This is a genomic window from Paenibacillus sp. JNU01, assembly GCF_059130585.1.
Genome location: NZ_CP169723.1, coordinates 1,269,259 through 1,283,040, shown reverse-complemented (window position 1 = coordinate 1,283,040; position 13,782 = coordinate 1,269,259). Strand labels below are relative to the sequence as shown.

General features: G+C 44.9%; 15 protein-coding genes. All 15 read left to right on the top strand.

Annotated features, from left to right (window positions below; all coding sequences use genetic code 11):
• The first annotated feature begins 125 nt into the window (after positions 1-125).
• The 15 genes from NLBNIHML_RS05320 (at position 126) to NLBNIHML_RS05250 (ending at position 13,762) form a co-directional block, all read left to right on the top strand.
• Positions 126-665 (top strand): GNAT family N-acetyltransferase, encoded by a 540-nt coding sequence (locus tag NLBNIHML_RS05320; RefSeq protein ID WP_494353952.1) that lies wholly within the window; start codon positions 126-128, stop codon positions 663-665.
• 139 nt (positions 666-804) lie between these two features.
• On the top strand, positions 805-1,893 hold the full coding sequence (locus tag NLBNIHML_RS05315; RefSeq protein ID WP_494353951.1) for an acyltransferase: 1,089 nt from the start codon (positions 805-807) through the stop codon (positions 1,891-1,893).
• 480 nt (positions 1,894-2,373) lie between these two features.
• Complete coding sequence (locus tag NLBNIHML_RS05310) at positions 2,374-3,171, top strand: helix-turn-helix domain-containing protein (protein ID WP_494353950.1); 798 nt, start codon at positions 2,374-2,376, stop codon at positions 3,169-3,171.
• A complete protein-coding gene (locus NLBNIHML_RS05305; RefSeq protein WP_339255960.1) occupies positions 3,155-3,412 on the top strand; it encodes an acyl carrier protein in 258 nt (85 codons plus the stop codon). The genes NLBNIHML_RS05310 and NLBNIHML_RS05305 overlap by 17 nt, the downstream gene beginning before the upstream one ends.
• 156 nt (positions 3,413-3,568) lie before the next feature.
• Positions 3,569-5,059, top strand: a complete 1,491-nt coding sequence (locus tag NLBNIHML_RS05300) for a class I adenylate-forming enzyme family protein (RefSeq protein WP_494353949.1) — start codon at positions 3,569-3,571, stop codon at positions 5,057-5,059.
• 5 nt (positions 5,060-5,064) lie between these two features.
• Entirely contained in the window at positions 5,065-6,333 is a 1,269-nt protein-coding gene (locus NLBNIHML_RS05295; RefSeq protein ID WP_494353948.1) for a type III PLP-dependent enzyme domain-containing protein, read from the top strand.
• Positions 6,314-6,556, top strand: a complete 243-nt coding sequence (locus NLBNIHML_RS05290; protein WP_339234808.1) for a phosphopantetheine-binding protein — start codon at positions 6,314-6,316, stop codon at positions 6,554-6,556. The genes NLBNIHML_RS05295 and NLBNIHML_RS05290 overlap by 20 nt, the downstream gene beginning before the upstream one ends.
• A gap of 29 nt (positions 6,557-6,585) precedes the next feature.
• A complete protein-coding gene (locus NLBNIHML_RS05285) occupies positions 6,586-7,347 on the top strand; it encodes a P-loop NTPase (RefSeq protein WP_494353947.1) in 762 nt (253 codons plus the stop codon).
• A 31-nt stretch (positions 7,348-7,378) separates the two neighbouring features.
• Positions 7,379-8,458, top strand: a complete 1,080-nt coding sequence (locus tag NLBNIHML_RS05280) for a phosphotransferase enzyme family protein (protein WP_494353946.1) — start codon at positions 7,379-7,381, stop codon at positions 8,456-8,458.
• 25 nt (positions 8,459-8,483) lie between these two features.
• On the top strand, positions 8,484-9,440 hold the full coding sequence (locus NLBNIHML_RS05275) for an aldo/keto reductase (protein ID WP_494353945.1): 957 nt from the start codon (positions 8,484-8,486) through the stop codon (positions 9,438-9,440).
• A gap of 30 nt (positions 9,441-9,470) precedes the next feature.
• Positions 9,471-10,316 carry a phytanoyl-CoA dioxygenase family protein gene (locus NLBNIHML_RS05270; RefSeq protein WP_494353944.1) on the top strand — a complete coding sequence of 282 codons (846 nt, stop codon included), beginning with the start codon at positions 9,471-9,473 and terminating at the stop codon, positions 10,314-10,316.
• A gap of 41 nt (positions 10,317-10,357) precedes the next feature.
• A complete protein-coding gene (locus tag NLBNIHML_RS05265) occupies positions 10,358-11,491 on the top strand; it encodes an amino acid--tRNA ligase-related protein (RefSeq protein ID WP_494353943.1) in 1,134 nt (377 codons plus the stop codon).
• A gap of 15 nt (positions 11,492-11,506) precedes the next feature.
• Positions 11,507-12,724, top strand: coding sequence for a phenylacetate--CoA ligase family protein (locus tag NLBNIHML_RS05260; protein ID WP_494353942.1), 1,218 nt, complete (start codon positions 11,507-11,509; stop codon positions 12,722-12,724).
• Between the two features lie 44 nt (positions 12,725-12,768).
• A complete protein-coding gene (locus NLBNIHML_RS05255; protein WP_253438113.1) occupies positions 12,769-13,017 on the top strand; it encodes a phosphopantetheine-binding protein in 249 nt (82 codons plus the stop codon).
• Positions 13,018-13,030: 13 nt separating this feature from the next.
• Positions 13,031-13,762, top strand: coding sequence for an SDR family oxidoreductase (locus tag NLBNIHML_RS05250; protein ID WP_339234790.1), 732 nt, complete (start codon positions 13,031-13,033; stop codon positions 13,760-13,762).
• The last annotated feature ends 20 nt before the right edge of the window (positions 13,763-13,782 follow it).

The window sequence follows — 13,782 nt, the reverse complement described above, 5'->3', positions numbered from 1 at the left end:
GATGTACTTTTGAATAGGATCTGCTCACACGCAGGTCCTTTTTCGAACTTGTCTGATGGAAGAGCAAGAATGTTGTGTCCTGGAAGCGGCAGCATGGTAGTTTCAATATCTGTTGGGAGGGTGTAATGACTGTGGGGAAAGAACATGTTAGATTAATTAAACCATCGCGAGCGTATAAGGATGCATATTTGGAATTTTATGAAGACTGGGTGAGAAGTGGAGAGTTGATGGTACCGTGGGTCATTTCCAAAGATCCTTCTGCATTTGGTGAGATGTTGGCGTTTTTGCAGCGCAATGAACAAGGTATCGATATTCCCGAAGGTTGGGTCAAAGACAGTACATACTGGCTACTCACCGAGAGTCAACAAATCGTGGGTGCTGTAAATATAAGGCATGAGCTTAACGACAAATTGTTCAACAGTGGAGGACATATTGGATATGGCATTCGTCCTGGAGAGCGGCAAAGTGGCTATGGTTCCGAAATTCTCAGGCTGTCTTTGGAGAAAACGAGAGAGCTTGGAATCACCAAAGTATTGGTCGTATGTGATGCAAATAATGGGCCATCCAGAAGAGTTATTCTTCGAAATGGTGGCATTCAGGATGAAGACTATGTGGAGTCCAATGGCAATGTTGTTGAACGATTCTGGATAGAGAATGTCGAATAATGAAGAATGATGGTGAAATTTAACGAAAATAATATAGATTATGATTGTAATACCCTCGCGTGCTGATTAAAATGAAGCATAGAATCTGGATTGCGGCCGGAAACTATCATCCCATATCAGGCACAAGTGAGGTTATTTTATGAATCAACCGGTTAATCGGCCCCGGCGTATTGAGTATCTGGATCTCTATCGTGCATTGGCCATCATGGCAGTGGTAGCCATCCATGCGACTTCAACAGCAGTTGCGCATTACCCCAAGCACACGTTAGATCATGATGTGTATTACTTCTGGAACACGTTCCTGCAATTTGCCGTTCCAGCGTTCCTGTTCTTGTCCTCCCTGGTTCTGTTCTACAACTACAGCTCCAAGGTGAATGAGAAGGGTTGGATGCTCACCTTTTACAAAAAGCGTTTATTCTATGTATGTGTACCCTATGTGGTATGGTCCTTTATCTATTTTACCGTTAAACAGTTGCTTGCGGGTAAAGAACCTTTGACCCATGGTGTGCAATTTGCCAAACAATTAGTGATGGGAACCGCTCATACCCACCTGTACTTTTTTCTGATTATTCTTCAATTCTATATCGTTTTTCCATTGCTTCTGTCGCTAACACGCCATCTTCTTTTTACTCGGTATTTGCCATTATTCTTTATTATGGGCCAAGCAATCTTCTATGCACTGCATTTGCAGTTTCACTTCGAGCGAACAGGAAGTTTGTTACCCAGTTATTTGATTGTAATTGGTTTTGGCGCATGGGTTGGGCTCAACTTTGAGTGGGCATTGAAGAAACTGTATACTCACCGTTATGCACTTATAGTTGCGTTATTGAGCGGAGGTGCCATTTTTATATATGGTAATGCTTATATCAAAACCGCTTTTCCTGCATACCCGGGGGTAACCTATACCGTGTTGTTCCTGTTCCGCAATCTGTTTACGTTGTCAGCCTGCTTGCTTCTGCTGATCTTTAGTGAACGGTTGGGCGCAGGAAAACATACTGAAGTTCGTAAAGCTACGCATGTTCTGGATTCCTTGGGTACAGTTGCGTTCGGTGTGTTTTTAATGCATCCCCTCGTACTGCTCTTCTGGAGACGTGAATTCTCAGATGACCTGGCTCGGCACTTCAGCGTGGGTATCATCCTATCTTATGTTGTGGCGCTCCTGATCTCATGGATCTGCGCGATGGGATTGCGCCGGATGAAGTGGGGATGGGTCCTGATAGGACGTTAAGTTAAAATAAATCTATGTCATCTAAGAAAAGAGTTTTCAAGCCATCAAGCATTGTAATCGGGTACCCATACACTGAACACGTATAAAAGCAGTGTTTAGTGTATGGGTACCTTTATTTAGAACAATTCTATGGAATCAGACTCATACTAATTGAGAGCGCTTTATCAGATGGAATGAACTCATTGGTTCGTATTGGATCTACTGTTACTGTTTGTGGTAATATGTATGAATTCCATGGGAACGTCCTTAAGAATATTTTGACCAAAGATGCTAGGCCATTCACCTTTAAGTACAAAAGTTAGAGTCTACCTACATATTTTTTGCATATTTTAGTAGTAAACCTACCTCGACAACCTCACTCATTTATTTCTACAGATTATGATCAATTTCACATTTATGTATAATATTGTTGATTTCAGTCTAGGAATCAACTAAAATTTAATAAAACATTCCAATTTCTTCAAATGGGGGCGACTTTTGATGACATGGAATTTGTACAGTATGATGCCCAAAATGATCATGGCTCCCGGCTATTCTGAAACAGTATGTACGGAGCCAAATAGAATTTTGGTAGCGTTTACCGAACAGTCTTTTGAAACGAGGTATCGTGACACCTCGTACTATATTTCCTCCAGGGACTTGTTGGTGGGCAACGATCTCATCCTGTTAAACCGATTGTCAGTACCTGTCGTAATCAGCGTTCTGACCTTGGAAAACATGACTAAAATGCGCTTTGGCTTTCCAATGGTATTATCCAGACAAGACGACGGAGTCAAGTTGTTTGTAAAATGCGTTTTAGAGATGTTCGAACAGAGCACTTTCAAACCTGAGTACAGCAAACAACTATCCCTTGAATTCACACGATTTTTCAATATGTACCGGGTGATGAACCAGAGCACCGATAATTTGAAAGGTAAGATTGACAACCGATTAATTATCGTTCATCGCATGATACGAAGTCAATATTCGGAGCCGCTTACTCTTGAAGACATGGCCGCACGAATTAGCTGTAATCCGGTCTATTTAAGTAACACATACAAGAAAGTGTTCGGTTGTTCACCCATTAAATCTCTTCAGAAAATTAGAGTACAAAAAGGACGCGAACTGCTTAAGCATACCGATCTGACGATCAATGAAATTACGAAGTCTGTCGGTTATATCTCTAGTTCACAGTTCTCCGGGTACTATAAAAAATATTACGGGCGCTCTCCAAGTGAATATCGTAAACATCTGTGCAATAAGACAGGGGAGGGAATCAGTGATGGAACAAGTATCTAACTCGATGATTGAAGGAAAAATCATTCAGATTATTCACAATATACTTGGATATCACTTGGACATTCCTCTGGATGAGCGATTAGAGAATCTCGGGTTTAACTCAATAAAATATATTTCACTAATTGTTTCACTAGAAGAGGAGTTTGAGATTATTTTCCGCGACGAGGACCTGTTGTATGAATGTTTTGCTACAGTCGAGCAGATAGAGTGGAGAATCTCAGGTATGGTATCTTCTGCGTAAGAAATAGCTGGGGAAAATATGGACAGCGACTTATGTTCAAGGCTCTATAATTAAATTATATTCATCAAACAACATGTTAACGACAATTTATGCGATGAACGTATCACAGAAATCGTGCAAAATAAACACTGCGAATTCATGGAATGAGGGTCTGAATTGAAACGATTATGTGAGTTGTTAGATCATTCAGAACAACGATATCCGCATAAAACAGCTTTGATCACAGACGAAGGCCATTTTACTTATAGTCAACTAACTCAGGAGAGGGATCGTATATCCACTTATTTGCAAACCTGCGGTGTAAAAACTGGCGAGCGAATCATACTGCTTTTGCCTCATGGCAAATTTCTCGTCTCATCCATTTTTGCTGCCTCCAGGCTTGGAGCAACTTATATCCTCTTGCATGAGAGTACAACAAGGTATCAGTTGGACTACATTGTTAAAGATTCGCAAGCTTCCTATCTGCTGACGACCGATGCTTTTGTTGAAAAGTTGGCGATGTCATCCTATATAGGGATTAAGGTCATATCAGAAAATGACGTGACCACACATGCAGTGGAGCATAGCAGATTAGATGACCCCGATTACGAAGATCGCTCAGGTAATGAAGTTGCCTGCCTGTTGTATACATCGGGAAGTACAGGCCGGCCGAAGGCCGTGGTGTCACACCACTCTAGCATGCTATTTGTACTGGAGAGCATTCAGTCTTGCCTGAAAATAGAAGCAGACGACGTAATCGGCAATTTTCTTCCATTGTCTTTTGATTACGGGATGTATCAGGTTTTTTTAGCATTTAATCAAAATGCAACGATAGCCTTGGGTCAGCGATCTGATGTGGGCCCGGCGCTCATTCATAAAATAAGGGAATGGGGTATTACCGGGTTACCAATTGTACCTAGCATGGGAGAAGCGCTGATCAAACTTATGCGCAGACAGATGACGCAATTACCGGAGATTCGTTTCATTACCAATACAGGAGCTGCACTTCCTCAAACTTATGTAAACGAATTCAAAACATTTTTCCCGAATGCCCGGCTACATCTGATGTACGGACTGACGGAGTGTAAACGGGTCTCCATCCTTCAGCCGGAATTTCTCGCTGATAAACCGGGTTCTGTCGGAACATCTCTTCCGGGTACAAGTTGCACCATAATCGATGAGAGAGGATTGCAACTGCCACCAAATAAGGTTGGCGAATTGGTTGTGCATGGTCCTCATGTCATGATGGGTTACTGGAATGATCCGCAACGAACACAGCACGTTTTTCGAAATATGGCTTCTCCTGAGCGGAGCTTGCACACAGGGGACTACTTCTGGATGGACGATGAAGGTTTCTTGTATTTCTACGCTCGCAAGGATGATATGTACAAGCAAAACGGCTTTCGTGTAAGTCCTACGGAGATCGAACTGGCAGCAGTCGACATCGATGGCGTCGAACAAGCCGCGCTGATACTGACCGGAGACACTGCTGTGCCTATTCTTGCGGTGAGTTCTACACGGACTGCGGATAGCCTTCTCGACGAATTACGAATGCGGCTGGAAGATTACAAGATGCCAGCACACATCTATGTTACAGACCAGTTACCTTTAACTTCGAACGGTAAAATTGATAAAAACAAGCTGAAAACAGACCTGGAAAAGGAGTGAAGCGTTTGGACTATGGAGAGTTGCGGTCGAAATACGGCAGTCCGTTATATATATACGACTTGAATATTCTTCGCCAATCCTGCCACAGGTTGAGAGATGCATTACCCGAGCCTTCGATGTTGTATTACTCTCTGAAGGCCAATCCTCACCCGGCAATCGTTAAGCAGTTGTTAGATTTGGGGTGCAGGGCTGAAGTTTCATCGCTAGGTGAGCTGAATTCCGTGTTAGAAGCTGGAGGATTGCCCCGGGATGTATTGTACACGGGTCCTGGAAAGAGCGAATCGGAATTGAAGGTGGCTGTTGCACAGGGAGTACAATGGTTCTCGGTCGAATCAATGAAGGAGCTGGAAAGATTAAGGTCTGTAGTGTCTTCTGGTACACCTCCAATTCAAGTCATTATGCGAATCAATCCCGATCAGGGCTTGGCTGATGCTGGACTGGCCATGACGGGCACACCCTCTCAGTTTGGAACGGATGAGCAGAAGCTTTTGCGAGAGCTGAAGGAAATGCAGGAATGCGACGAAATTCGTATTGCCGGTTTTCATATTTTCAATGGCACCAATACTGCGAATGCAGAGAGACTTGCGGAATCTTTTCTCTCTTCCATTCAGGTGATTGCGAGAATATCCAAGGAGACTGGAATCCCACTCCAATTCGTGGATTTAGGAGGAGGATTTGGACATCCTTATGCTGTGTCAGGCCCCCCTCCGGATTTTAGTGAAATCAAGGTCCAATTGGAGACTGCTCTCGATAAGCATATGCCGGGATGGAGAATGGGAGAGCCTGCTATAGCATATGAGTCCGGACGATATCTTTCGGCCGCATGCGGTGTTCTCGTTAGCTCGGTTGTGGATATCAAGGAAAGTAAGGGCAGCCACTTTATCGTTCTAGACAGCGGCATTCACCATCTGGGCGGGATGGCGGGGCTCGGACGCATTCCACGTGTTCAGTATGACATCAAGCCCGTCACAGAGAAGACCGACCCTCATCCGGAGTCGACCCACATTGTAGGACCGCTGTGCACCCCTCTTGATTTTTTTAACAAAAAAGCAGCTATACCTTCCTTACAATTGGAAGAGCAGGTCTACATTCCGAATGTTGGGGCTTATGGGATTACGGCCAGTTTATTGGGATTTTTGAGCAGGGAAATTCCCGTTGAATTGGTCGTGGATGACGGTAACGTGAAGCATGTCTCACAGCTTGCTCTAACACGAAGAACGCATTTGAATGAAATGCATGAAGGGAGGACTATTCATGAGCATGGAATACATTGAACATGAAGTCACGGCGCTGGTAAAGCAGAAAATTCATCGGGATCTGGAGATGACGGACGATCTAAAAAGTGCAGGTCTCGATTCTATGAAAGCGATCGATTTGCTGCTAGAACTGGAAGAGAAGTTTGAAATGACTATTCCCGACGAGTACATGATTAATGATACGTTTGCTTCCATGAGCAACATTGTGAACATGATCCATACGTTGAAGCAAAATGCTTAGCTTTTCTATTAGGGGCGAGGGAGGATGCCATGGACGTACTTTTCATCTATAGCGGAAAGGGTGGAGTCGGAAAATCCACTTTCGCTGTAAATTTGGCCTATTCATTACCAGGGTTAAGAGTAGGATTGTTTGATGCAGATTTTGAAGGGCCAAGTATACCTACCATGGTATCCGGAGTTGAAGACGAGTCTATGGTAGCAGAAGGACTTGGAATCCACCCGGGAACCTACGCAGGCATCCGCATCTCTTCCTCTGGGCTGATTGAAAACAACGGTCTCAGCAGATCTCTTTCAGGCAAATATCTGGAAGGTGCGCTGGATCAGTTACTGATAAAAGCCCGCTGGGATGTAGATGTATTAATCGTTGATATGCCTCCAGGGACTTCCGAGATTCACCATCAGCTGCTTCGTCTGTTGAAAGGGCGATGTCTTCTGATTACAACGCCTCAGACGGTAAGTTTTGCAGATACTCAGAAAGGGATCGACTTGATGCGACGGATGGAGGTTCCGCTGCTTGGTATCGTCGAAAATATGTCTCAATTCCAATGCGAATGCTGCGGGCATTCCACTGCAATCTTTTCGGGGGATACCCAAGGCATGTTAGCTGTTCCGAACGGTCTGCAAGTGCTCGACACGTTTCCTATAATACCTGAACTTAGTGCAAAGGGGAACGCTGGCATTCCATTTGTACTTGCGAATCCAGAACATCCTGTTAGTGTGCGAATGGCCGGACTTGGACGTCAACTAGTTATTTTACTCACACAAAAGTTCAACACATGGAGTGTACATTAAGGGTCTTACTTTGGTGAAGGGGAGGATGCCGTTGCTAAAACCGTTAGAGCTGAGCAGAGGACTTATCCCGGAGGATATGCTATCGCAAGCGTTAGAGCAGTACGGCATCATGGAATACACAACGTACCCGTATCTCAATATGAATGGTACTGTCGTTCCGATCAACCGGGTTTCGGAGACATCCAGAAAAGCCCTTGTTGAAGACCGGGAGGGAAACCTCTACTTTTTGAAAGAAATTCCTTGGTATATCCGATCCATTGAGCACGCCGTGAGCATAATTCAGCTCCAGCATGAGCTGGCTCAGAAAGCGGTTCGTGTCCCTGCCGTTCAGTTAACTACATCCAGGGAGCTGATTGTACATGCAGGTAACCAAAGTACATTATACCTTCAATCGTACATACCAAACGGCTCAATATACAATGCGCAGCCTCAACAGATACGTGCTGCCGGCGCTTTATTGGGTGAATTTCGTGTAAAGGCTGCGTCCGCTAATTCATTTCAGACCCTGAAGTTGCCTGAGCAATCTCCTTATGTTTCTACAAAGGATGTACTTGTTCTTTTGCTTAAAAAGTACATGCAGAAACGCAATGAAATGAGCAAAGAGGATCAGGAGCATGTGCAACGTTTTGTCCAGGTTTGCAAGAAACTGGTAGACGAGTGGTCTGTTCAGCATGCTGACAGAGCAGAAGCGGTGACATCGATTGCGCACGGAGACTTGAATCCGATGAATTTCATTTTCTCATCCGACGGTTCGGTGTCGGCGCTGATTGATTTTGACAATGCATGCTTATCCGATTCCCTTGTGGATCTGGCTGAAGGATTGCTTACTTTTTCCGGCATAACTTACCGGTACGGCAGCTCGCGTTTTGAAGCCGTTCATGAATTGGAACCTCAGCCGTTCCGACAGTTTCTTGAAGGCTATCAAGAACATCATTCCCTGCTGGCCGAAGAAATTACGGTACTTCCGCTGTTAATGGGCACAACGTGCATCAGGCTGGCAAGTCTTGGTCTCATTCGAGGGGATTGGCCAGTTTCCTCAGCGAGTATGCACATCGATAACATTCGGAATGTCGTGAAGAACTCTCAAGCGTATTTGAGTGAAAATTACTGAACCCACAAGGGGAGGGAGGTTGGACATGGAAAAGAGAACGCTGGGAAAGACAGATATGCATGTAGGCGTCATGGGGTTCGGCAGCTCCCAGATCGGTTATGAACAAACCAGCCAGGAAACAGTGAACCACCTACTGAATCTTGCACTGGATCATGGACTTAATGCTATCGATACTGCTGAGTGTTACCCGAACAGCGAGGAACGAATTGGTCAGGCCGTTTCGGGAAGGCGTGCAGAATTCTATCTATTCACCAAATGTGGCCACTCGGACGAGGACAAGTATCACGATTGGGACCCTGACTGGCTGGAACTGAGTGTAGACCGGAGCCTGAAGCGACTGGGCACAGATTATATTGATGTTTTGCAACTGCATGGCTGCTCTGAAGAGATTTTACAACGTGGTGAAGTCATTCAGACGCTAAAAAAGATTCAGGCAGCGGGAAAAGCGAGATATTTGGGTTACAGCGGGGACGGGGAACAAGCGAAATATGCGATCAAGATGCAATGTTTTGATACGCTGCAGGTGACCGTTAATATTGCTGATCAAATCGCCTTAGACGAAATCATTCCCTTAGCACAGCAGCAGCAGCTTGGGGTCATTGTGAAGCGTCCGATTGCCAACGCCGCTTGGGTTAATTCTCTGGAGCATAAGAAACGTTATGAACGCCAGCTTGCTATGTGGAAAAGAATGGGCAAGACGCCGGAATCTATGGTCAAGCCAGCAAAAGTAACCTATGAGGAGCGTTTGCTCAAGCTGGGGTATTCCTTTCAAGAGGATCCTTTGCTTACGACAGAACTGGCACTGAGGTTTGCGCTGTCGATTCCCGGTGTGCACACAGTCATGATTGGCACGACGAAACCAGATCGTTGGCGGGACAATTATGCATTGGCAAGCAAAGGGAACCTTGCTGAGGAACAATATAAGGCCATTCGAGAGCGCTGGAAGGAACGGATGGACAAGGAATGGTTCGCGGTTCCATAACACCAATAGCAAGAAAGGAGTTGCTTGATCATGGGTCTGAAATCGCGTTTTCTAGATGATGGTTATGCTGTCGTTACAGGAATTTTTGTATCGGATGAGGTGAATCAGCTAAGGATTGCGATGGAAAAATTGATCACCAAGGTGAAGCAGGAACCACTCCGGTATACGACGCGTTACACCTTGAAACAGGAGCCTGATTACGACACTTGGGGTGTAAATAATATTTTCAAATTGGACTTGTACGAGCCCGCCTTCGGAGACGTTTTTGGGAACGAACGTCTGATGGAAGTACTTCAAGAGATATTGGGCGAAGAATTGCGATTTTGGGGAGCCCATGCGCTGTGGTCGCCGGAGAAGATCAATTATCGATTGCGTTGGCACCGGGATTACGGGGATAACGAGTTATATCACCCAGAAGGTATTCCCAACCATGTGCAGTTCAATATTCCCTTGTACCCAGACTCTTGTTTTATCGCGATTCCCGGTTCTCACCGACGTGCACTTTCCGATCAGGAGAGATGGGAAGTGAACAATAACGGGGCTAATCCGTTACCTAACGAGGTTCGAATCACATGTCAACCCGGAGACGTTCTATTTATGAATGCGCATACACTTCATCGCGGAGCATGTACGTCTCATGACTACAGGAGAACGTTGCATTACAGCGTTCAAGGTAAAGAGGAAGCGTATGGAGGACATACTTCCTATCCGGAGATGAAGGAAAAGGCATATCTGGATCAGATGCACCCCACGGTTCAGCAACTGATGATTAATTCTGTCCTATGGGATGAATCTCACCCCCTGTCTCCATCGGAGTTGTTACGAAAGGTAAGAAGCAAGCACGAACGGGAAAAGTATATCGCCGGCCAGGTTTGATTTTAACTCAAAATAATATCCATATGAGGAGAGATGAGCTTATGTTAGGACCTTATTATACAAAAAAAGACAAGAAATTGGGATATCGCGGGAACAACATATACGATGCCTTGGATAACGTACTTGCAGGGCAATATACGCTGGCAGAAGCTGAAAATCGGGTCAAAAGCTTCAGCGAACAGAAGTATTGGGGCGCTATCGCCAGAATTAATCATCAGATCAATATGTCAAGCAATCTGTTTTTTGGAGAAATGAATGCCCTGTTTACACTGCTGCCCTTGACTACTCGAATGATTTCTTCCCCAGGTGCCGTATACGGTCGCGAGGCCATCAGTTATACAACGGATGTATGCCCTATTTCATTGGAGTGGTTTGATCTGCCGAACAAGGCATTTTTATCAGAGTCCTCACAAATTTATCTGGAATTGTCGGTGCTCCAGCACCAGGTAGATCATGTATACTCCGTGTATAACTCATTCCGCAAGGAAAATGTGGATGCATCCCATCTGTCCGAGTTTCACCATATCGAATATGAAGGCGCGGTTGATCAAGTAGCAAATAAGGAGATAATCCGTCAATTGTTGTTTAGAGTCATTCAGGATTTGCTCAAACATAATGAAGCGGATCTGAGTGTGTTCCTTTCCCAAGATCGTCTGAATCAACTTGACGAAGTCAGTCGCAGTCAAAAAATAACGGAATTAACTTTTGAAGAAGCTATAGCCGCACTTTACGAAGATACAAAAGATGAAATCTACAACAAATTCACACTTGAACACTTCGGTTCTTGGGAAGAAGTCCGACTCACCGAGATTTATGGCGGATTCCTGGCAATTAGTGAGTTTCCTTTGCTTGAAGTACCGTTCTACCACGCCGAAATGAAGGGTCGGGACAGACGCGTTGCAAACAACACGGATTATATCTGGCCAGGGTATCGGGAAACGATCGGGAGCGGTCAGCGTGTGGGTACCCTTGAGCAATTGAAAGAAAAAGCAGAAGTGTTTAACCTGCCTGAAGAAGATTACGCATGTTATCTCCAGTCCAGAACGCTCGATAACTACAGGGAGACATCGGGTTTTGGCGTCGGATGGGAGCGATTGATCCATGGTTTGCTGGAGATGCCATATATATGGAGTGCCGTTCAGTTCCCAAGAACCAATGTGACTTTGAAACCATAAGGTGGGAAACCATTGATGATAACCAAGTGGGACCATGTTCAGGACAAGCTACTAGGTTTAATCGAACACGCAACAGCAAAGTCTTCATTCTACAAACAAAGGTTACAAGGCGTTACCGATGCCAGCTGGAGCCAAGCCCGTTTTGAGCAGATACCCATATTGGAGAAATCTGAGTTGACCGGCAGAGAAGAATCGCTGCTGACGGACAATGAGGCCAAACTCTATGTCGAATATACCAGTGGTTCCACGGGACAACCGCTCAAATGTTATAAATCAGTTGAAGAAAAATGGAAAAAAGCACGCCTCTTATGGGGCCTTCGAAACACTAATGGAGGTATTGGACCTAAAGATCCGTATGCCATGTTTTATGCCTTCAATGAAGATGATCTGTCAACGGATCCCATATCCATCTACCATGAGGTCATGTATCTCTCCATGCTTGATCTGTCCCCGGAACGACTGGATGACTATTATGAAGCGTTGCTGAAGTATCGTCCGCAGTGGATGCTGTCCGTATCTACCGCACTCTATCTATTCGCGAATCATCTGCTGGAGCGAAAGCTGGATCGGAGCAAACTTCCGTTTAAATATATCGAAATTAACGGAGAGATGTTATTTGACTATCAGCGTAAGACGATTGAAGAGGCCTTTGGTCCCATTGTTTATAACCATTATGGTTCCCGCGAATTTTGGTGTATTGGCATGAGCTGCAGAAGCGGTAATCTGCACTTATCTAGTGATCAATTATATGTGGAAATTGCGAATTCGGACAAAGATGGCTATGGAAACGTAGTGATTACTGACTTGACCAATCGAATCTGGCCTTTGATCCGGTATGACACGGGAGATATTGGCAGGCTGTCTGAACAGAAATGTGATTGCGGATCGCGATATCCCGTTATCGAAGTGACCGGTGGGCGGGCAACCCAATATATTCGATCAGGTGATTGGATCGCCAATCCGATTCTGTTTCATTATGCTGTAACCAAGGTCAACCGGAATTTCCCGGATGCCGTTCGACAATTTCGTGTAATGCAGGTGCAGGAAAAGCAATTTATGTTTTACCTTGTGCCTGGCAAGGGATTTCAGGAAGCATCCGAGTTTCTATTGCAGCAAGAATTGCTGCACAAACTGCCTGACGATGTTAACCTGACGATTGTTCATCAGGACAGACTGAGTATGGATGGTCCCAAGTTCGATTATTTTATTCCTTATCGCCAGGCGAATACATGATGTCAGCAATATTACCAAATCATTCTATATCTGAGGGTGAGCATATGTCGCATTATGAAACGGTGTGCAGGCTCGTAAAAGAAGAGCTTGAGGATCGAATTGAAGAGAATTATGTCTTTTCGGGAAAAGAAAATCTGGTTTCTGATCTGCAACTGGACTCCATCATGATTCTTCAGTTGATCATCAAGATGGAGGATGAGTTTCAAATCACGATTGAGGATGATGAACTTACACCGCAACTATTTGAGAATGTTGAAGTGTTAACGGCCTTCGTTGATACCAAGACAGCGTAAAGGATGAATATTCGTGCACATTTCTCTTCAAGGACTTCGATTGCTTCTTGTTGGGGGTTCGGGAACGCTTGGAGGGTGTCTTCTTGAAAAAATGCTGCAAGAAGGGGCGATTGTTGCTGCCACCTATAACCAAACCCCTATTCATAGTAATGATTATCATATGGGTATACAGGATCGTCTGCATGTCGGTCATCTGGATGTCACGAATACGGAACTACTGGATGAATCATTGCAAGTACTGATGGATCGACTGGAATGGGTGGATGGGCTGATATATAATGCCGGAATTATCAACGATGCGTCTTTAGAGGAGATGAGTTATGCTCAATGGCGCGATGTTATGCAGGTTAACCTGGATGGCGCATTTCTCGTCTCTCAGAAGGTCAGCAAGGTGATGAAGGAACGAGGCAGGGGGAAAATCATTCACGTGTCCTCTTACCGCGGTATTGTAGGAAGCGCACAGCAAAGTAATTATGCAGCTTCCAAGGCCGGACTTAATGCTCTGACCAAATCAATGGCACGTGAGTTGGGTTCATTCGGCATTGCCGTTAATGCAATCTGTCCCGGATTTATGCGAACCAATCTGAACCGGCATCATGCTGGAAAATATCAAAAGGCTCTCGATGAGAGTCTTTTGTCCCGCATTTCCACACCGGAGGAGACAGCGAATTTTATTCTCTACCTGTTGTCCGAACACGTTGCCAACGTCAGCGGGCAAATCTTTCAAATGGACAGCAGGGGCTAGACAAAATATACGCGAAGGAG

What these genes read in the sequence shown, in the direction of transcription:
- NLBNIHML_RS05270 (WP_494353944.1), top strand. Translation starts at nt 9,471, where the DNA reads ATGGGTCTGAAATCGCGTTTTCTAGATGATGGTTATGCTGTCGTTACA.
- NLBNIHML_RS05260 (WP_494353942.1), top strand. Translation starts at nt 11,507, where the DNA reads ATGATAACCAAGTGGGACCATGTTCAGGACAAGCTACTAGGTTTAATC.
- NLBNIHML_RS05315 (WP_494353951.1), top strand. Translation starts at nt 805, where the DNA reads ATGAATCAACCGGTTAATCGGCCCCGGCGTATTGAGTATCTGGATCTC.
- NLBNIHML_RS05255 (WP_253438113.1), top strand. Translation starts at nt 12,769, where the DNA reads ATGTCGCATTATGAAACGGTGTGCAGGCTCGTAAAAGAAGAGCTTGAG.
- NLBNIHML_RS05310 (WP_494353950.1), top strand. Translation starts at nt 2,374, where the DNA reads ATGACATGGAATTTGTACAGTATGATGCCCAAAATGATCATGGCTCCC.
- NLBNIHML_RS05290 (WP_339234808.1), top strand. Translation starts at nt 6,314, where the DNA reads ATGAGCATGGAATACATTGAACATGAAGTCACGGCGCTGGTAAAGCAG.
- NLBNIHML_RS05265 (WP_494353943.1), top strand. Translation starts at nt 10,358, where the DNA reads ATGTTAGGACCTTATTATACAAAAAAAGACAAGAAATTGGGATATCGC.
- NLBNIHML_RS05320 (WP_494353952.1), top strand. Translation starts at nt 126, where the DNA reads ATGACTGTGGGGAAAGAACATGTTAGATTAATTAAACCATCGCGAGCG.
- NLBNIHML_RS05275 (WP_494353945.1), top strand. Translation starts at nt 8,484, where the DNA reads ATGGAAAAGAGAACGCTGGGAAAGACAGATATGCATGTAGGCGTCATG.
- NLBNIHML_RS05305 (WP_339255960.1), top strand. Translation starts at nt 3,155, where the DNA reads ATGGAACAAGTATCTAACTCGATGATTGAAGGAAAAATCATTCAGATT.
- NLBNIHML_RS05285 (WP_494353947.1), top strand. Translation starts at nt 6,586, where the DNA reads ATGGACGTACTTTTCATCTATAGCGGAAAGGGTGGAGTCGGAAAATCC.